Below are 15,955 nucleotides of genomic sequence, written 5' to 3' on the forward strand. Positions count from 1 at the left end.
TGATTAAATTCTATTCCATTTTAAATTATGATTAACTAAATTTTGATCATCATTAACGATTGATAGAATGAAGTTTTTCATACTATCCTTATCACCTTTTACAACAGAAACTCTTAACCTTCTTTAAATTTCATATATATCTTGAGTGTGTTTTTTCAATTTTTTATCAAAATTATCACTAAACTTAGGTGGCAAGGAGTCAACCTAAACGGATCTACCTACCCCGTTGGACAATGCACATACCCATACGGATTAAAGCCACTTAATAATTCGATAAGGTCAGGCGAAATATATTGCCCAGTGTCCTTATCATAGTAGCGAAAGCGATTGTAATACAAGCCACTTTCTTTATCTTCATATTGACTGGTAAACCGAAAATGGCATTGGGTATATTCGGGTCGTTATCGGCATAAACTGGGGGTTCTTGCACCATTTGGTCATAAGACTCACAGTGAATGGCAAAAGAATAGGTTTGATATAATTTATTTGTGGTTTTTGGAAATATACAACAGGGTATAAACGAGGACGCAGGAAGATTTCAGAGATCTTCCTAACTTTTTATTAAGATAAAGATGAAAGCTTTTCTAAATAGTCAATATTATTAATTACCCAATATTTTTTATTTTTAGGCAGCGTATTTTCATCTAGTTTACGCATAAAATCAATAAATTCACCACTCCAATCGTCTGGAATATACCTCTCAAGTGGTATATTCCCAGGATATGGATAACATGCACTTAATTTTTTTGAGTCAAAATCAATAAATGCAATTGGAAATAGGTCATGAACGTCCCACCAAGAAGATGATTTTTTTATTTTATTCTTTATTACTTCTAATTTTTTATCACCAAGCATGAAAGGGCAAAGATGTTCAATGAATTTTTTTTTATTTTTATCATTAATAACTAGAATACCAAATCTGTCATCTGCGTTATCTTCAGAATAAGCTATGTTTTTATCGATAAAATCTTTATTCCATTTATATCTATCCATTATCCATATTTCTCTATCTGCTTGATACCAAGTAATTATATTCTTATATTTTATTGCTACAATAATATTATCATCTACTAATAAATCGTTATTTTCTTTTGACATATAATAGCCTTAATTTATTTTTTGGGGAGCTAACAGAAATTGGAATTGTATTTTTTTTCTAATTATTTCGTCCATAAATTAGGAAATTCGCATGAATCACCAGAAGTTGTTGGATCTATTATTTTAGGTGCAAGTCTTTTGGGGTTTTATGGATTTTTTCTGTAGGTTCTTTGTTGAATAGCATTTCCCTTAATAAATGCATTGAGTCACTTAGATATTTCAAAAGAAACAATTTCGGCATCACCGCCTCTAATATTTTTAAAATGTTCGGCATACTTTGTATCTCCAATACTGATATTTAAAGTGGCATTTTGAATATGAGGGTTTCCTAATTCCTAGCATTAGGAAGTATTCCTCCTTGAACTCTAAATGCTGTTACTGTATCTCCTTTATTCCCCTGACTACCCGCCAACCCAAACGGATTAAAGCCACCTAATAATCCGATAGGGGTCTGGTGAAATATATTGTCCTGTGTCCTTATCATAGTAGCGAAAGCGATTGTAATACAAGCCACTTTCTTTATCTTCATATTGACCCGCAAACCGAAAATGGCATTCGGTATATTCTTGGTCGTTATTGGCATAATTATCATGGAATTGCCAAAACGTCATTTGCCTCTAGGTATTTAACCGTCCGGTCCAACTGACAATCCCTTTTTCACTAAAGATTTCTCGCGGGGGTGCCTTGATGGTCAGTGACGAGATAATGCAGTTTTCTGCGTTGATAACGGGCTGTGGGAATGATTTCATTGGGTTGGTAGAACCACTGAATTTGCGGATCATAATCGGGTGTACCATCGGCATAAATCGGGTTTTTTTGCACCATTTGATTGCCCGGTCACAGGTAATCGACACGTTGAATTCGTTTATCTTTAAAGGGCGAATTTAAAGGTGGTGTAGGGCGATGATCGATCACTTTATTTTTACTAAGCCTTCAGCCAAAGGCATCATAGGTATAACGCCAATATTCCCCCTCAGGATTAAAACAGGCAATAAGTTGGTTCAGTGTATTCCATTGGTGATATTGAGGTTGTTATCGTACTGAAACTTCTCGTTTTGACGTTCAAACTGGCATCGTCGATATTTTATGAAGAGAAAAGAGACATAACTAAAATAAGCAAATTTAGATATGAGCTATATTGTTGTAATGAAGATATCCAAACTATTAGGGAATAAAACCACCAATAGCAAACGCAATTGAGTGAAGTAAAAAATTCTATGCGTGAGCTGATGGTTGAGTATGTAAGTGGCTAAAGACTAAATTGAGTAAGCGAGGAAATAAGAGGAATCACTCGCTTACTAAAAAGAGTCTTCCCATTTGAAAATGATATTAAGAGGATCAATCTCTAATGATCTTTTAATGCCATTAAAGTCAGTTTCTCCATATATTTTATCCTTATCAATTCTGAGTAGTTTTAGCCCATATCCAAAACAAAAAACAGTCAACGTATTGTTTACATACAATGAAGTAGATATTGTCTTATCCATGGAGTAAACCAAGTCTAGTTTTATACTTTCTTTGATGAAGGTATAAGTCCATTGCAAAAAATCGGCATCGAAGTTTTCGGGTTTCAAACCAAACACCTCTAACATTTGTGTATCAAATTGTTCAATCATAGCTTAGGTATCATTGTTGTTAATCTTAAGGTTCCATCAGCTGAAACTGCCCTCGTTGACACAAAATGAGCAAATTTTCCGCTAGGTCCCGCAAAAAGAGAATCGTTGGCTACAAAAATTAAATTCTCACCTTTAACTATTTTAGTAAATTTATTTGCACCACGGGAGGGGGTATTCGCTGATTGAGTTAAATGATCTAACAATAGTTTGTGAGCAACACGATTATAGTTTAGTCACACCAAGTTGCTTCATAACCATTGCCATAGTTTCTGTGCGTATTTTATTATAAGGATTCGAATTCATTCGACCAAAGAAGTAGTCGAACTTACTAATTAGTTATATCATTAATCTCTCTCAATTCACTTGTTCCTAATTTCATAAATAAAACTTCTAAAGATTCCCATGGATATGGATGCTCATAAACGATAATTTTTATTTCTAAATAATTGCTATTTATTTCATTTATACTCCATAAAAACCAAAATCTATTTTCAGGTTTTAGCCAATATAGCCAATCATCGAGAGTCCAATCATCTTCTTTAGTGTGATCTAAAAATGAATCAATAAATTCTTTAGGTAGAATAGATCTCCATTCAGCATCTTTTGGCCATTCTAAAAAACTATATTTTTGTATTGATAAAAGTATTTTTTTTGCCATATTAGCTATATCATTATTTTTTCTTTTATTACAGTGAACTATATATTTAATAATAATTCCATTATTTTCTTTACAGTGAAAAGGTGATCTTATCCTTTTTTTTTCTTCATATAATTCATTTTTTATGCTTTCAGATATTGTCATAATTTTTTTCCTGAGCCTTGTATGATATTGCCATCTAATAATTCATTAATTTGTTCTGTTCTAAACCCGTATTGATTTGGTGCTTTTCTTATATCGACTCTAAGTAGCAGTCCTTTATTTTCGCCAATACAACGGGTGGTGATTAAGTACCTCTTAGAATAAATGATAATTAAATATGAGTTATTAACGCAGTAAAAACGGGAGGCACCCGTCATTACTGCTCATCAAGCAACTAAAACGAAGAGGATAGTTACTATGGCTAAGGCGCATTCTAAGTCAGGCTTAGGTATAAATAAAGCCCTGAAAACCAAGCGATACTACACTGTAGGGTATGTGCTGAACGGGAATAAAACCGCCTAACCGCCACACTTAAAGGGGCAATGGATAAAGGCTGCGGGATTTGAGACGGAGCTTACCTTTACGGTAAAGATTTTAAATGGCTGTTTGATTTTAATTCCGTACAGCGAAAAAGGCCGAAAGCAACAAAACCAACAGAAAAAAGCTTTACTCGATGAGTTTAGGCTTAACGCTAGGGCGCTGATTGGGGAGTGATCGGATATTTCCCAGCTCTAAATATAGAAATTTTTAATTTCGGAATAGGCAAAAATTTTATATTAGATATTTATAAAAAAATTATTCAAGCGTTAAATTACAATGCTCTCTTAGAATTGAGACTAAGTCATAAGCTGATCTACCTATATATCCATTAGGTATAGTATTATCAATACTCTTCAATGATAACTCACTATCTTTCCATATTACATTTATTTGGTTTAGCTGAGAAAGGTAGCCCTCAAGTTCATAGAAATTATCCCCCATATAACCAAATTGACCAATAAATGAATAACCTAATTCACAGTAAAAAGAATAATAATCATTTATATATTTACCTTCTATGATTATGTTATTTTTTTTCACGGGGAGATTATCTCCGTTTATGAGGTAACTGGCAGAAAGATATATTTTTTTCTTATCACCTTTCATATCTAACCAAATTCTGCCAATATCATTTTTTCTAGTCTTTAAGAAAGACATTGTTCCAATTTTGTATACACCAGAACTTAAATCATCGATATACAAATATAAATTATTATTATATGAAATCACTTTTTTTACTGAGAATGATATATCTAATCTTCCATTAAATAAATTACTTCTTAATGTAAATGTTTTATTATCATATAAATAGTTTTTATTTTTAATTGAGACCTCAGTGAATAAAAATAAATATGAATAACCAATATCTGAGACATCGTAGCATTCAATAAAATCGTGACTAGTAAAAATAGTATTTCCTAGACCATCATATAGATAGTACAAATTATTCATTATTTTATTACCACATCAAAAATTCTAGTCCAGTGAGGATAACCAAGCCCAATCATAATTCTACCATCACCTAAATCCTTTGTTACTAATCTTAATCTATTATTGCCTGGAGTTATTTCCTACTCTAGAACTTCTTTCTATTTATCTACTTTTTATCCGTTTTCTAACATTTCACCAAAAACTTTTTGTTTTCCAGTTTTAGGATCAACGCGAGGAATACCTTTGCCACCAAAAATATCATTAATGGCATTATTTAAAGCTCCAAGTTCATTTTTTTTAAAATGGTGAAGATTCACAACTGAATATTTCCCATCCTTTTCTACCATAAGACTTCGACCCTCTTCGAGGGTTTTTTGAAGATTAGTTTTTACACCATCTTGTGTATAACTTTTAAGTTCTAGCCTATTGACTGTTGATAATTTGATACCTGACAGTGAAGACATAAGAGCGATTAAACAACAAAACCAACAACAGTAAGCGCAACTGAGTGCAATAAAACACACGATGCACGAGGTGATGCCTGAGTATATTGATAGATCTCTCTATTTCGACCTAAAAATGTTGGACAATCTTCAACATGCAAGTAAAACGGTACAAAGTCAGAGTCAATATCAATATTAATACTTAACAAAGCATCGTGATATTCACTTGAGGGTGTATCAATCCACCAACCTTTGCTTTTAAAATAACTAATTAACTTAGATGTCAGCATTTAATTTCCTTTCTTACTATTAAGAGATTCTCTGCGTTTTATGTTATCCTCAGCTCTTTGTCTCCAATAAGCCTGTCTATCTGCATCAAAAAGTTCACGATTTACGAGATTGTAAGGATGTGGATTAGGTAAATATGGATGCAGTGCGTTAGTATAACGATATTTAATATGTGTTGAAGTCGATAATTAAAATAATGATAAACATCTTGATTCCATCTATATTATCCCTTTATTTTTATTGTGCTAGATAAATTCATATGATGTTTCATCGCAATTTCAAATTTGGCTATACCTACCTTATTAGCATTTCCTGTAACACCAAAATCAATAGCATGTTTAAATTTCTTTTGTAATTGTTTTGAATCAAAAATATAAGGACGTCCCCGCCAACCCAAACGGATCTATCCACCCCGTTGGACAATGCATATACGCATACGTATTAAAGCCACCTAATAATCCGATAGGATCAGGTGAAATATATTGTCCTGTGTCCTTATCATAGTAGCGAAAGTTTTAGATTTCATGTTTGATAAATAATTAAATACTATAGTAATTATTTACTATAAAATCGCATTGTTTATATAATGATCTTAACTGAATGTGTTGTGTATTCATTTCAATAATATTATTTTTAATTTCATTTATCTTACTCAGCATAAGTAAATCACCGTCATTTATTTTGTCCCATCCTTCTTCATCAACTAAATCAAAATAGGTAATAAAAATATTTTTTTTACTTGAAGATAAAGGTACTTTATCTTTATTCTCATAGTTTATATCATCAAAGAAAACCAGTTTCTCAAGTGGTCTAATTAGTAAAAAACCAATCATTTTTTGATTTAAAAAGATAAATTCAAAATCATTTTGAATTTTTATTCTTTCAATATATCCATTTAAACTTGTATTAGATAGGCATAGTAAATAATCCCCATCACGACTTAAATATCTAAAATCGCAAGGTGATACTGAAGTAAATTTAATAGGATTTATTATTTCAATAGATGCATATGTAGAATCAAAAGACAGGATAGTATTTAACACTTCAGGGTTAACATAATTATTATCGGGAATGTACAGAAACACATCACTTAACAAGTTATCGGATGTATCAAATATATACCCATCATCACCTAGGTAATGACTGCTACCAATATATTCTGGTAAAAGATAGTTATTTAAATCATCCGAAAAAATATTATCGGAAATTATGATCTTATCAAAGACCCATTTAACTGCTGATTTTATCTTTTTTGGGGATGTTAAATTTATTTCAATTTTTACCCCATCAGTATTTATGTAATACATATTTTATATTATCACTCAATTTTCCAAATAGATTCAGCTTTAGGAACAGTACCTGATTTACTTGGTATTGTTCCAGATACTATACTTTCTGACGTAACAATACCACCTCTTGGGATATTTGGTACACTGCCTAAAGGTACTCTTCCTTCACTACCCAAAGGACCATAATTAGTTACTAACCATCCCGTCGGACAATGCACATACCCATACGGATTAAAGCCACCTAATAATCCGATAGAGTCTGGTGAAATATATTGCCCAGTGTCCTTATCATAGTAGCGAAAACGATTGTAATACAAGCCACTTTCTTTATCTTCATATTGTCCAGCAAACCGAAAATGGCATTCGGTATATTCAGGGTCGTTATCGGCATAATTATCATGGGATTGCCAAAACGCTATTTGTCCCCAGGTATTTAACCGTCCCGCCCAGCTGACAATGCCTTTTTCGCTATACTAATTTTTTATAAAGGCACTGTTAATACAATGCCTATCTTATAAATAAGAAATAATTTATTTTTTTGAAAGCCAATCATTTTTAAATGAAATACTTTTCCATGAGGCTGTTCTTTTTCTTTTTAGCCATTTTTCTAATTTTCCCCCACTTGGTTTCCCTGCTTTAGTATATTTTATTGGGGTTAATAGTAATAAATTAACCTCTTCATCTTCAGGGATGGATATTTCTTTTTCTTGATGATCGAAAGAGTAATCAACGGTAACGAGTGCATCGATTTCATCAGGCCAATGAAGGTGTTTCCATTGCTCGTCATTTTTATCTAAAATAAAACCTTCTTTAATGACTTCACTTTTTTTATAATATTCAGAGAGTGAGGAAAGTAATTTCATTGGAAAATTATCTTTATAATCACTTTGGAATATTGCCCGATTAATTGGCCAATTATAGGGCAAGCAGATTAAAAATTCAGTGTGAGGTAATCTTTTAAAATTGCCGAAAGTAAAGAATAATTTATGGTAATTACCATTTCCTACCCATGATGTCATTAATCTAATATTATCAGAATAATATTCATCAGTTAGAATAGGGCCAACATTTTTATAAATATGAGAGAGAATACCATCACCTTCAATGATGCCAGCTTGCATTTCTTCGAATGCTTTTCGTCCTCCCATCGATTGTAAATATTGAGCAACATCGGTATGTCCATAGGATATAGCGAGATCTAAAGCAGTACGATTAAAATTCATCTGTAAGCGGTTAATATCTGCACCAGATTTGATAAGTAATTTGATAATGTCTAAATGACCACCACATGATGCCTCAATTAATGGTGTAGTGATCCCTCGAGGATCTCCATCAACCCATGCTTTATTATTTAGCAAAAGAGCTAATATATTTATATATCCTTCAAATGCAACCTCAACAAGAGGTGTTAGATAGCTACTATCTATTACATTGGTATTGAAACCTTTTTGTATTATGAAATCACATAATAAATATTTACCTTCTTCAGAAAATCTATGTAATAGTGATTTATCAAATTTAATTTCAGATAAGTTTAAGTCTTTTAGATATTCTGATAATTTTTCTACATCTTCGTCTTTTATTATTTGATATATATCTATATTATTTTCTTTCATAAAACCTACCTTTTATCATTTCTTTCCCTAAATCATTTAAAGCTTCCTCTACAGCATTTTTTCCTTGAGGTGCTGCAGTTATTATTTTTTCGTGAACATGTTGTGCCGCTTTTATTGTATGAGCACCACCACCATTTCTAGCCCAAATGAAATTTCTTAAATCCGTATTTAGATCAATGTCATAGTATTTAAGAACATCTTATGCTTGAAGTATATAATCTCGATTTTTTTTAGACCAATTTGAAGGTGCATTTTCTCGAACTTTATGGTGTCTGTGTGGTTTTTCATTCCGTCAGGTGCGGGTCCTCGTTTTTCGAGATCTTCTTTAGATAAAAAACGGCATTTTCCCAATCCCAAGGGCAATCCATTAGGCGCATATTGATACAGATTTAACCCGCCAGCTAACCCAATAGGGTCATGCCGGGTAAATCGGCCAATATCAGGATCATAATAGCGAAAGGTATTATAGTGTAAACCTGAATACTCGTATCATCCTGATACTCGTCCTATGGGCCAGCAAAAATGCTGTCCAAATTTGTTCCCGACAAATTTGTCTCTATCTAGATATTGCCCCTGAAAACGTAAGTTCTGATCACGATATTGAGGATAATAATGAAACTCTCCTAATTTAATTTCTGTTTTCCCCCAGATGTGAAGCGAGCTTGCCATTGAATATCACCGTTATCATCAACTAACGCATCAGGTGGACCATTAGGCTGACAATGAAAATAAAAAACAGTTTGTTTATTTTTTAATGTATCAACGCGCGCTAAGGGAGAGTAACTGCCCACATCTTCATAGACATAGAGCATGTCAATATTGGGCTTGTTTATATAGGTGAGTTCATTTTTTCCTATTTGGTTAACAACCGATAATTTTAAAGAAAGGAAATAATCATGTTGAATTCATTTAGTATTTTGTTTAATTGCATTCTCCAATTTTAGATTGGAAAAGTATCAATCTTATTTAGACGGGTCATTACCAACAATACCATATTCAATGAACAGAGTTGATTTTTTTGAACTTATCTCAATGTAAGTATATGGTGTTGATAAATTTAAATATTTATTGATGCTCATAAAATCTCTTGGTTTTTAATTAAAATTGCAGTCTTAGTACCATCATGAAATAATATATCATAGTGTGCATGTGTATCATGAATTTTATTACCTGACATATTATGAATAATATCATAAATATTTTTTATTATATATATTTCTTCCATATTCACATTTTTTATTCTTCTATAAATGGGATTGATGGTATGTTGTATAGTTAATACATTAAACTAAGAAGAATTATTACATCTCTAGCATTACTCATATTAATGTTTTTTCGAATTTGGTTTAATGGTAAATTTAAATAATTTTAATGTCAGATAATCCAGAAGATTCAATGGTCTTCTGGCTATTAGTATATTCTATTTATATACATCCTAAAACTTAGTTTCTTTCTTTATAATACATTCTAATATATGATTCAAATTGATTTTGCGTTATTTTTTCACCTAAAATTAGCTTCGGTATAATATATTGCGTAAAGATGATCATATATTCAGAAGCTATTTTCGCTGCATCAAACCGACTTGTTACACCATTTTTATTAGTAAATATAAATTCATTATCACCTAAGATAAATGATAAAACTATGTCATAAATACAATAAATACAATTTTCATCATTTAAGTTTTCTTGTAATCTAGCAAAGATAGATACTATTGATATTGCTCTTTTTTTTGTAGATATTGGTAAGCTTGTTTTTGATATAAAAATATCGTTTTCAAAGAAAGTATCTTTTATTAAAAATAAATCACCTTCAGTATGAGGTAAATTTAATATCTCAGGGGCAACGTCATACATATTATTTTTAACAACTAACCAGTCACTTGGAACATGTAACCCAAGTAAAGGAGGATATTTTTTATATAAGTTATCCATTATTCAACCTTTTTTATATACTCATTTAACGGTGGTGTAGGGCGATTATCGACCACTTTACTTTTACTAAGCCTTCTGCCAAAGGCATCATAGGTAAAACGCCAGCATTCCCCCTCAGGATTAAAACAGGCAATAAGTTGGTTCAGTGTATTCCATTGGTAATACCATGTTTTCGCGCGAAAACCGTGTTGATAAACCACTTTTTGCGTTAATCGACCATTAATGTCGTAGTGATAATCTTGATAACCTTTGGCAGTGATACGACGAGTGACACGGCCTTTTTGTTGCTGCTGCGCCAGTTGTAAAAAGGCACCTTGCGCGTCAGACGGAATAAATTGGTGCTCGGTGATATTGAGATTGTTATCGTACTGGAATTTCTCGCTTTGGCATTCAAACTGGTTGCTGTATTGGGTTTCAACAATTTGGTCGTTGGTGTTATAGCGATATTGCGTGCGGTTCCAGCGGGCATCCTCAATATTGACCAGATTAAAGGCTTTATCGTATTGATAACCTCGATGAACATCCGGTCGATATTGGCGGTTGAAGTGGATTATCGTGTAGCGATTTTAAAAAGGACTCCGTTCCCCGTCCTGCACGTTGATGCGCTAATAACCCAGTGGCGGTGTAATGGCTAGAGTTGGCAAAACCCGCTTGGCTTTGGTGTAAAAACTCTTGTCCCAGCGCGTTATAACTAAATTGCAAGGGTGCATGTTGATTGACTTGCAGTGAAGTCAGTTCATGAAGTTGACCGAAAGCATAATGAAGTTCACGCTCACCAAAGCGGGTTTGGGTAAGGATATCGTGCTCTTTATCCCATTGATGCGTAATTTCTTGCCCATTAATGCGCTCACAACACAAATGCCCTTGGTCGTCATACTCAAATTCCACCACCGAATCAGGATTGGTGGCTTGAATCAGCTGTAAGTACTTATTATATTCCTTATTTTAATTATTTGTATTGTGTTGCCTCTATTTTTACTTAATTATTCTATACTGAATTTTTCTAGTATTTTTTTTATATGGTAGCTAGAATAAGGCGTTAGAATAGGAATATTCATTGACTCTTTTTCAGTTATTGAATATTCATTTCCCCATATATCTATTTTCTTACGAGAGTTCTCAGCTCCATACGAAAAATATATATCATCCATATTTGTGGGTTTATAATTTTCTTGATGACCAATAATTTGCCAATCTGAATCTGATTCATATTTTTTGTCAAATAAAAGATAGCTATCTATTATAAAAGGAGGCGTTAAACTCTTTGCTGATTTTATTTTATTTTCATCAATGGATGGAGATTCAGAATAGAAGTTAAATATTTCGGCTATATGGCCAACTATAGATTTCGATATAATCCTACCAAAATAGTATTTTTCTTTATTAAATGTAAAGCAAAATATATCACCATTTTTTATAAATCTAATCATAGTGCGAGGTTTCTTATTCCACTTCCAAATTTTAAGATTATTCATTTGAAATTTTTTCCTAATTGTATTAGTTTGCTTTTATAAGCCTATTAAAAGGCTTTTGCTCGATCATCTTCTCTATTATGATCAAATGAATTGTATTTATTGCCTCTATTGGTTGAAGATATATTTTCTCCAATTATTCCTGTTTTTGTTTTATAGTATTCTATGTAGAATTGCTCATATCCACGAGCTTGCCCATAGTTAATATTATTTTCAATAGGCATCATTATTCCTCTAGTTGATAGCCTTCCTGTATCTCTGTGTTCAACTGTTCTTCTTTCAAGGTTATTCGTTATACCTATATAATAAGGCTTAGTGGCTCCTGGGTCGTATAAGGCATAAACATAGAATCCAGAATCATTGATACTAGAAGACAACCCAAACGGATCTACCCACCCAACAGGACAATGCACATACCCATACGGATTAAAGCCACCTAATAATCCTATAGGGTCTGGCGAAATATATTGCCCTGTGTCCTTATCATAGTAGCGAAAGCGATTGTAATACAGGCCACTTTCTTTATCTTCATATTGTCCGGCAAACCGAAAATGGCATTCAGTGTATTCTGGGTCGTTATCGGCATAATTATCATGGGATTGCCAAAACGCCATTTGCCCCCAGGTATTTAACCGTCCTGCCCAGCTGACAATGCCTTTTTCGCTAAAAATTTCTCGTGGCGTGCCTTGATGGTCAGTGACGACATAATGCAGTTTTCCACGTTGATAACGGGCTGTGGGAGTGATTTCATTGGGCTGGTAGAGCCACTGAATTTGCGGATCATAAGCGGGGGTGCCATCGGCATAAATCGGGGTTTCTTGCACCATCTGGTTGCCCGACCACAGGTAATCCGCACGTTGAATTCGTTTATCTTTAAAGGGCGAGTTTAACGGTGGCGTAGGGCGATTATCGACCACCTTGTGTTTACTGAGTCTTCTGCCAAAAGCATCATAGGTATAACGCCAGCATTCCCCCTCAGGATTAAAACAGGCAATAAGTTGGTTCAGCGTATTCCATTGGTAATACCATGTTTTCGCGCGAAAACCGTGTTGATGAACCACTTTTTGCGTTAATCGACCATTACTGTCGTAGTGATAATCTTGATAACCTTTGGCGGTAATACGACGAGTGACCCAGCCTTTTTGTTGCTGCTGCGCCAGTTGTAAAAAGGCACCTTGCGCGTCAGACGGAATAAATTGGTGCTCGGTGATATTGAGATTGTTATCGTACTGAAACTTTTCACTTTGGCATTCAAACTGGTTGCTGTATTGGGTTTCAACAATTTGGTCGTTGGTGTTATAGCGATATTGCGTGCGGTTCCAACGGGCATCGTCGATATTGACCAGATTAAAGGCTTTATCGTATTGATAACCTCGATGAACATCGGTCGATATTGGCGGTTGAAGTGGATTATCGTGTAATGACTGTAAAAAGGACTCTGTTCCCCGTCCTGCACGTTGATGGGCTAATAATTATATAACGGCATTAATTTTATGTTAATAATTAATTTATTTTGAGGAGCTAAATAAGTTAGCCCCAACTCATTAATAAAAAACTATTTTTTTGTGTGATTTTCGTTTAGTAATAAAATAGCATTATTTTTGATTTTTTGGTTTTTTGATTTAGAAAGAATTTTTAATTTTCCTATTGTATTTTCATTTCCTATGCAACTTATTCCCCAGATACATTTTATAGCAAGTGAATAGTTATCATCAAAATCTAAATATTCTAGATTTAAATTGGATGCTAAATATAAAACATCAACACTTGATGGGCTCTTATATTCTTGTAAAAGTCTAGCTAAGTCTTCATGCTTATAATGCCATTTTTCAAGAATTAATTTTTCTAATAGATAAATACAATTGTATTTATATTTAATGACATCACCAAGATATAAAATACAATCGAGAAATTCTGGATCTTTTTTTTCAATGGATAAATTTAATTCATAACAAATATCAATAAATCCAAAATTTTTTTTGTACTCTTGAATTAAACTATCTTTATTTATTTTTTTTCTCATGTATAGCTCTATTAAATTTATTTTTTCTTTTATCATATGATTTAATCCTTTTTGATTTCCTTTGATTTTTCAAATTTTTTAATATTATCATTAAATATTTCTAATGCTTTTCCTTTACCTAGGCCAATATTGATTTGTTCGCCTTCAGCTTTAAAATAAGCATTAAATTTATTCCACCCTTTGCTAATAATGGGCATATCAGGGTAGGATTCTCTTGTTGCTTTTGTTGTTCCTGGTTTTAAATCAAAACGTACTAATATTCCTGTATAACTTTCAGAAAATCCTAATGTGGGGGATAAAAATGTTTCAGATGTTGGTTTCAATTGATTGTTGTTTATTAAATGCTCATAGTGAGCAGATGACATTGAACGATAAAAACTTTCAACCTCTCCTTTATTCCCCTGACCTCCCGCCAACCCAAACGGATCTACCCAACCCGTTGGACAATGTACATACCCATACGGATTAAAGCCACCTAATAATCCGATAGGGTCTGGCGAAATATATTGCCCTGTGTCCTTATCATAGTAGCGAAAGCGATTGTAATACAGGCCACTTTCTTTATCTTCATATTGTCCCGCAAAACGAAAATGGCATTCGGTATATTCGGCGTCGTTATCGGCATAATTATCATGGGATTGCCAAAACGCCATTTGCCCCCAGGTATTTAACCGTCCTGCCCAGCTGACAATGCCTTTTTCGCTAAAAATTTCTCGTGGCGTGCCTTGATGGTCAGTGACGACATAATGCAGTTTTCCACGTTGATAACGGGCTGTGGGAGTGATTTCATTGGGTTGATAGAGCCACTGAATTTGTGAATCATAAGCGGGTGTGCCATCGGCATAAATCGGGGTTTCTTGCCCCATCTGGTTGCCCGACCATAAATAATCCACACGTTGAATTCGTTTATCTTTAAAAGGCGAGTTTAACGGTGGCGTAGGGCGATTATCGACCACTGTACTTTTACTAAACCTTCTGCCAAAAGCATCATAGGTATAACGCCAGCATTCCCCCTCAGGATTAATAAAACAGGCAATAAGTTGGTTAAGCGTATTTCATTAGTAATACCATGTTTTCGCGCGAAAACCGTGTTGATGAACCACTTTTTGCGTTAATCGACCATTACTGTCGTAGTGATAATCTTGATAACCTTTGGCGGTAATACGACGAGTGACCCAGCCTTTTTGTTGCTGCTGCGCCAGTTGTAAAAAGGCACCTTGCGCGTCAGACGGAATAAATTGGTGCTCGGTGATATTGAGATTGTTATCGTACTGAAACTTTTCACTTTGGCATTCAAACTGGTTGCTGTATTGGGTTTCAACAATTTGGTCGTTGGTGTTATAGCGATATTGCGTGCGGTTCCAACGGGCATCTTTGAAATGGTTGTTTGGTATTGATACCTGATAACGAAGACATCGAAACTATTAAACAACAAAACCAACAACAGTAAGCGCAACTGAGTGCAATAAAACATACGATGCGCGAGCTGATGGCCGAGTATGTTAGCGGCTAAAGGGTAAGTTGAGCAGCTCTTAAAAATAAATAAGCCAGAAGATTTGAGGAACTTCTGGCTATAATTTTTTTATTATTCAACTTCGTAGAATGTTATACAAAAGCCATCTTCATCAAACAATCCATTTTCTGAATGGATAAATTCAAATTTTTTTTCAGGGAAAAGTTCTTTTAATCTTTGACGCCAAAAATACTCTAATACGATAGAAAATTTGAACATTAATTCTACACTTTCGCTTGCTTCATTAGCAGCCATTAAAAAAAACTCAGAAAGACAAAAATTATTATTAGTCATTTCTAATGTTTTTTTATCTTTACCATCTCCCTCATATGGTTTAAAACTTTCATCAGCACCATCTTTCCTATAAATTACATTATTAATTTCAATAAATGTTGGGCAAAACAAACCAGCGCAAGCAAGAACTCCTTCTAAATCAACACAGTTCGCTACAAAATTAGTCAATGGTACATTTGTAGGATAGCCAGATGGAAACTTTTTAAGTAACGAATTTGATACTATACTGCCATATATATTCATTCTAATCCCAGTA

At 33.5% G+C, this 15,955-nt stretch carries 20 protein-coding genes and 6 pseudogenes; 2 read left to right on the forward strand and 24 right to left on the reverse strand.

Annotation, left to right across the window (positions count from 1 at the left end; genetic code table 11):
• Window positions 1-221: 221 nt before the first annotated feature.
• The 6 genes and pseudogenes from B6258_RS18290 to B6258_RS07425 all read right to left on the reverse strand — a co-directional run.
• Window positions 222-383: pseudogene (locus tag B6258_RS18290) on the reverse strand (RHS repeat-associated core domain-containing protein); the annotation flags it as partial.
• A 178-nt stretch (window positions 384-561) separates the two neighbouring features.
• On the reverse strand, window positions 562-1,098 hold the full coding sequence (locus B6258_RS07410; protein ID WP_099074718.1) for a hypothetical protein: 537 nt from the start codon (window positions 1,096-1,098) through the stop codon (window positions 562-564).
• A 422-nt stretch (window positions 1,099-1,520) separates the two neighbouring features.
• The gene (locus B6258_RS18295; RefSeq protein WP_240531536.1) at window positions 1,521-1,709 is read right to left on the reverse strand and encodes an RHS repeat-associated core domain-containing protein; all 189 of its coding nucleotides are present in this window, start codon (window positions 1,707-1,709) and stop codon (window positions 1,521-1,523) included.
• A gap of 49 nt (window positions 1,710-1,758) precedes the next feature.
• Window positions 1,759-1,923 carry a hypothetical protein gene (locus tag B6258_RS18300; protein WP_240531537.1) on the reverse strand — a complete coding sequence of 55 codons (165 nt, stop codon included), beginning with the start codon at window positions 1,921-1,923 and terminating at the stop codon, window positions 1,759-1,761.
• Between the two features lie 473 nt (window positions 1,924-2,396).
• Entirely contained in the window at window positions 2,397-2,714 is a 318-nt protein-coding gene (locus B6258_RS07420; protein WP_099074719.1) for a hypothetical protein, read from the reverse strand.
• Between the two features lie 328 nt (window positions 2,715-3,042).
• Window positions 3,043-3,516, reverse strand: a complete 474-nt coding sequence (locus tag B6258_RS07425) for a hypothetical protein (RefSeq protein WP_099074720.1) — start codon at window positions 3,514-3,516, stop codon at window positions 3,043-3,045.
• Window positions 3,517-3,894: 378 nt separating this feature from the next.
• On the opposite strand from B6258_RS07425, the pseudogene B6258_RS18310 reads away from it, so the two are divergent.
• Window positions 3,895-4,068: pseudogene (locus B6258_RS18310) on the forward strand (SymE family type I addiction module toxin); the annotation flags it as partial.
• A gap of 81 nt (window positions 4,069-4,149) precedes the next feature.
• Here the strand turns inward: B6258_RS18310 and B6258_RS07440 are convergent.
• The 15 genes and pseudogenes from B6258_RS07440 to B6258_RS07505 all read right to left on the reverse strand — a co-directional run bounded on the left by B6258_RS07440 (window position 4,150) and on the right by B6258_RS07505 (window position 13,152).
• Window positions 4,150-4,845 carry a barstar family protein gene (locus tag B6258_RS07440; protein WP_099074722.1) on the reverse strand — a complete coding sequence of 232 codons (696 nt, stop codon included), beginning with the start codon at window positions 4,843-4,845 and terminating at the stop codon, window positions 4,150-4,152.
• Between the two features lie 152 nt (window positions 4,846-4,997).
• Complete coding sequence (locus B6258_RS07445) at window positions 4,998-5,288, reverse strand: hypothetical protein (protein ID WP_099074723.1); 291 nt, start codon at window positions 5,286-5,288, stop codon at window positions 4,998-5,000.
• An 8-nt stretch (window positions 5,289-5,296) separates the two neighbouring features.
• On the reverse strand, window positions 5,297-5,557 hold the full coding sequence (locus B6258_RS07450) for a hypothetical protein (RefSeq protein ID WP_206073610.1): 261 nt from the start codon (window positions 5,555-5,557) through the stop codon (window positions 5,297-5,299).
• Window positions 5,558-5,778: 221 nt separating this feature from the next.
• On the reverse strand, window positions 5,779-5,952 hold the full coding sequence (locus B6258_RS07455) for a colicin D domain-containing protein (RefSeq protein ID WP_164996149.1): 174 nt from the start codon (window positions 5,950-5,952) through the stop codon (window positions 5,779-5,781).
• Window positions 5,942-6,067 (reverse strand): annotated as a pseudogene (locus B6258_RS18315) (RHS repeat-associated core domain-containing protein); the annotation flags it as partial. The gene B6258_RS07455 and the pseudogene B6258_RS18315, both read right to left, overlap by 11 nt.
• A 27-nt stretch (window positions 6,068-6,094) precedes the next feature.
• Window positions 6,095-6,862: a hypothetical protein gene (locus B6258_RS07465; protein WP_099074725.1), complete on the reverse strand. Its 768-nt coding sequence runs from the start codon at window positions 6,860-6,862 to the stop codon at window positions 6,095-6,097.
• A 152-nt stretch (window positions 6,863-7,014) separates the two neighbouring features.
• Window positions 7,015-7,314 (reverse strand): annotated as a pseudogene (locus tag B6258_RS07470) (RHS repeat-associated core domain-containing protein); the annotation flags it as partial.
• A gap of 60 nt (window positions 7,315-7,374) precedes the next feature.
• Window positions 7,375-8,460: an ankyrin repeat domain-containing protein gene (locus B6258_RS07475; RefSeq protein ID WP_099074726.1), complete on the reverse strand. Its 1,086-nt coding sequence runs from the start codon at window positions 8,458-8,460 to the stop codon at window positions 7,375-7,377.
• 339 nt (window positions 8,461-8,799) lie between these two features.
• A pseudogene (locus B6258_RS18540) lies at window positions 8,800-8,940 on the reverse strand (RHS repeat-associated core domain-containing protein); the annotation flags it as partial.
• Window positions 8,941-9,083: 143 nt separating this feature from the next.
• On the reverse strand, window positions 9,084-9,272 hold the full coding sequence (locus B6258_RS18165; protein ID WP_099074727.1) for an RHS domain-containing protein: 189 nt from the start codon (window positions 9,270-9,272) through the stop codon (window positions 9,084-9,086).
• 630 nt (window positions 9,273-9,902) lie between these two features.
• On the reverse strand, window positions 9,903-10,397 hold the full coding sequence (locus B6258_RS07490) for a hypothetical protein (RefSeq protein ID WP_099074728.1): 495 nt from the start codon (window positions 10,395-10,397) through the stop codon (window positions 9,903-9,905).
• Window positions 10,397-10,951, reverse strand: coding sequence for an RHS repeat domain-containing protein (locus B6258_RS18610; RefSeq protein WP_476704257.1), 555 nt, complete (start codon window positions 10,949-10,951; stop codon window positions 10,397-10,399). Before B6258_RS18610 ends, B6258_RS07490 begins: the two co-directional genes overlap by 1 nt.
• A complete protein-coding gene (locus B6258_RS18335) occupies window positions 10,893-11,285 on the reverse strand; it encodes a hypothetical protein (RefSeq protein ID WP_240531539.1) in 393 nt (130 codons plus the stop codon). Before B6258_RS18335 ends, B6258_RS18610 begins: the two co-directional genes overlap by 59 nt.
• 95 nt (window positions 11,286-11,380) lie before the next feature.
• Window positions 11,381-11,872: an Imm26 family immunity protein gene (locus B6258_RS07500; protein ID WP_099074729.1), complete on the reverse strand. Its 492-nt coding sequence runs from the start codon at window positions 11,870-11,872 to the stop codon at window positions 11,381-11,383.
• Window positions 11,873-11,916: 44 nt separating this feature from the next.
• On the reverse strand, window positions 11,917-13,152 hold the full coding sequence (locus B6258_RS07505) for an RHS repeat domain-containing protein (protein WP_476704258.1): 1,236 nt from the start codon (window positions 13,150-13,152) through the stop codon (window positions 11,917-11,919).
• Between B6258_RS07505 and B6258_RS18340 the strand changes: the two genes are divergently transcribed.
• The gene (locus B6258_RS18340; RefSeq protein WP_240531541.1) at window positions 13,045-13,290 is read left to right on the forward strand and encodes a hypothetical protein; all 246 of its coding nucleotides are present in this window, start codon (window positions 13,045-13,047) and stop codon (window positions 13,288-13,290) included. The two genes, B6258_RS07505 and B6258_RS18340, sit on opposite strands and share 108 nt — an antisense overlap.
• A 134-nt stretch (window positions 13,291-13,424) precedes the next feature.
• On the opposite strand, the gene B6258_RS07510 is transcribed toward B6258_RS18340, so the two are convergent.
• The 3 genes and pseudogenes from B6258_RS07510 to B6258_RS07520 all read right to left on the reverse strand — a co-directional run bounded on the left by B6258_RS07510 (window position 13,425) and on the right by B6258_RS07520 (window position 15,942).
• A complete protein-coding gene (locus tag B6258_RS07510; RefSeq protein WP_099074731.1) occupies window positions 13,425-13,928 on the reverse strand; it encodes a hypothetical protein in 504 nt (167 codons plus the stop codon).
• A 371-nt stretch (window positions 13,929-14,299) separates the two neighbouring features.
• Window positions 14,300-15,268, reverse strand: a pseudogene (locus tag B6258_RS18545) (RHS repeat-associated core domain-containing protein); the annotation flags it as partial.
• Between the two features lie 209 nt (window positions 15,269-15,477).
• Entirely contained in the window at window positions 15,478-15,942 is a 465-nt protein-coding gene (locus tag B6258_RS07520; RefSeq protein WP_099074732.1) for a hypothetical protein, read from the reverse strand.
• Between the last annotated feature and the right edge of the window lie 13 nt (window positions 15,943-15,955).

Origin of the sequence: Proteus alimentorum (assembly GCF_002607735.1) — a bacterium.
Taxonomy (GTDB): Bacteria; Pseudomonadota; Gammaproteobacteria; order Enterobacterales; family Enterobacteriaceae; genus Proteus; species Proteus alimentorum.

Bases quoted from the DNA above. Each gene is read 5' to 3' on its own strand.
- B6258_RS07410 (WP_099074718.1), bottom strand. From the start codon at position 1,098: ATGTCAAAAGAAAATAACGATTTATTAGTAGATGATAATATTATTGTA.
- B6258_RS18295 (WP_240531536.1), bottom strand. From the start codon at position 1,709: ATGACGTTTTGGCAATTCCATGATAATTATGCCAATAACGACCAAGAA.
- B6258_RS18300 (WP_240531537.1), bottom strand. From the start codon at position 1,923: ATGGTGCAAAAAAACCCGATTTATGCCGATGGTACACCCGATTATGAT.
- B6258_RS07420 (WP_099074719.1), bottom strand. From the start codon at position 2,714: ATGATTGAACAATTTGATACACAAATGTTAGAGGTGTTTGGTTTGAAA.
- B6258_RS07425 (WP_099074720.1), bottom strand. From the start codon at position 3,516: ATGACAATATCTGAAAGCATAAAAAATGAATTATATGAAGAAAAAAAA.
- B6258_RS07440 (WP_099074722.1), bottom strand. From the start codon at position 4,845: ATGAATAATTTGTACTATCTATATGATGGTCTAGGAAATACTATTTTT.
- B6258_RS07445 (WP_099074723.1), bottom strand. From the start codon at position 5,288: ATGTCTTCACTGTCAGGTATCAAATTATCAACAGTCAATAGGCTAGAA.
- B6258_RS07450 (WP_206073610.1), bottom strand. From the start codon at position 5,557: ATGCTGACATCTAAGTTAATTAGTTATTTTAAAAGCAAAGGTTGGTGG.
- B6258_RS07465 (WP_099074725.1), bottom strand. From the start codon at position 6,862: ATGTATTACATAAATACTGATGGGGTAAAAATTGAAATAAATTTAACA.
- B6258_RS07475 (WP_099074726.1), bottom strand. From the start codon at position 8,460: ATGAAAGAAAATAATATAGATATATATCAAATAATAAAAGACGAAGAT.
- B6258_RS18165 (WP_099074727.1), bottom strand. From the start codon at position 9,272: ATGCTCTATGTCTATGAAGATGTGGGCAGTTACTCTCCCTTAGCGCGC.
- B6258_RS07490 (WP_099074728.1), bottom strand. From the start codon at position 10,397: ATGGATAACTTATATAAAAAATATCCTCCTTTACTTGGGTTACATGTT.
- B6258_RS07500 (WP_099074729.1), bottom strand. From the start codon at position 11,872: ATGAATAATCTTAAAATTTGGAAGTGGAATAAGAAACCTCGCACTATG.
- B6258_RS07510 (WP_099074731.1), bottom strand. From the start codon at position 13,928: ATGATAAAAGAAAAAATAAATTTAATAGAGCTATACATGAGAAAAAAA.
- B6258_RS07520 (WP_099074732.1), bottom strand. From the start codon at position 15,942: ATGAATATATATGGCAGTATAGTATCAAATTCGTTACTTAAAAAGTTT.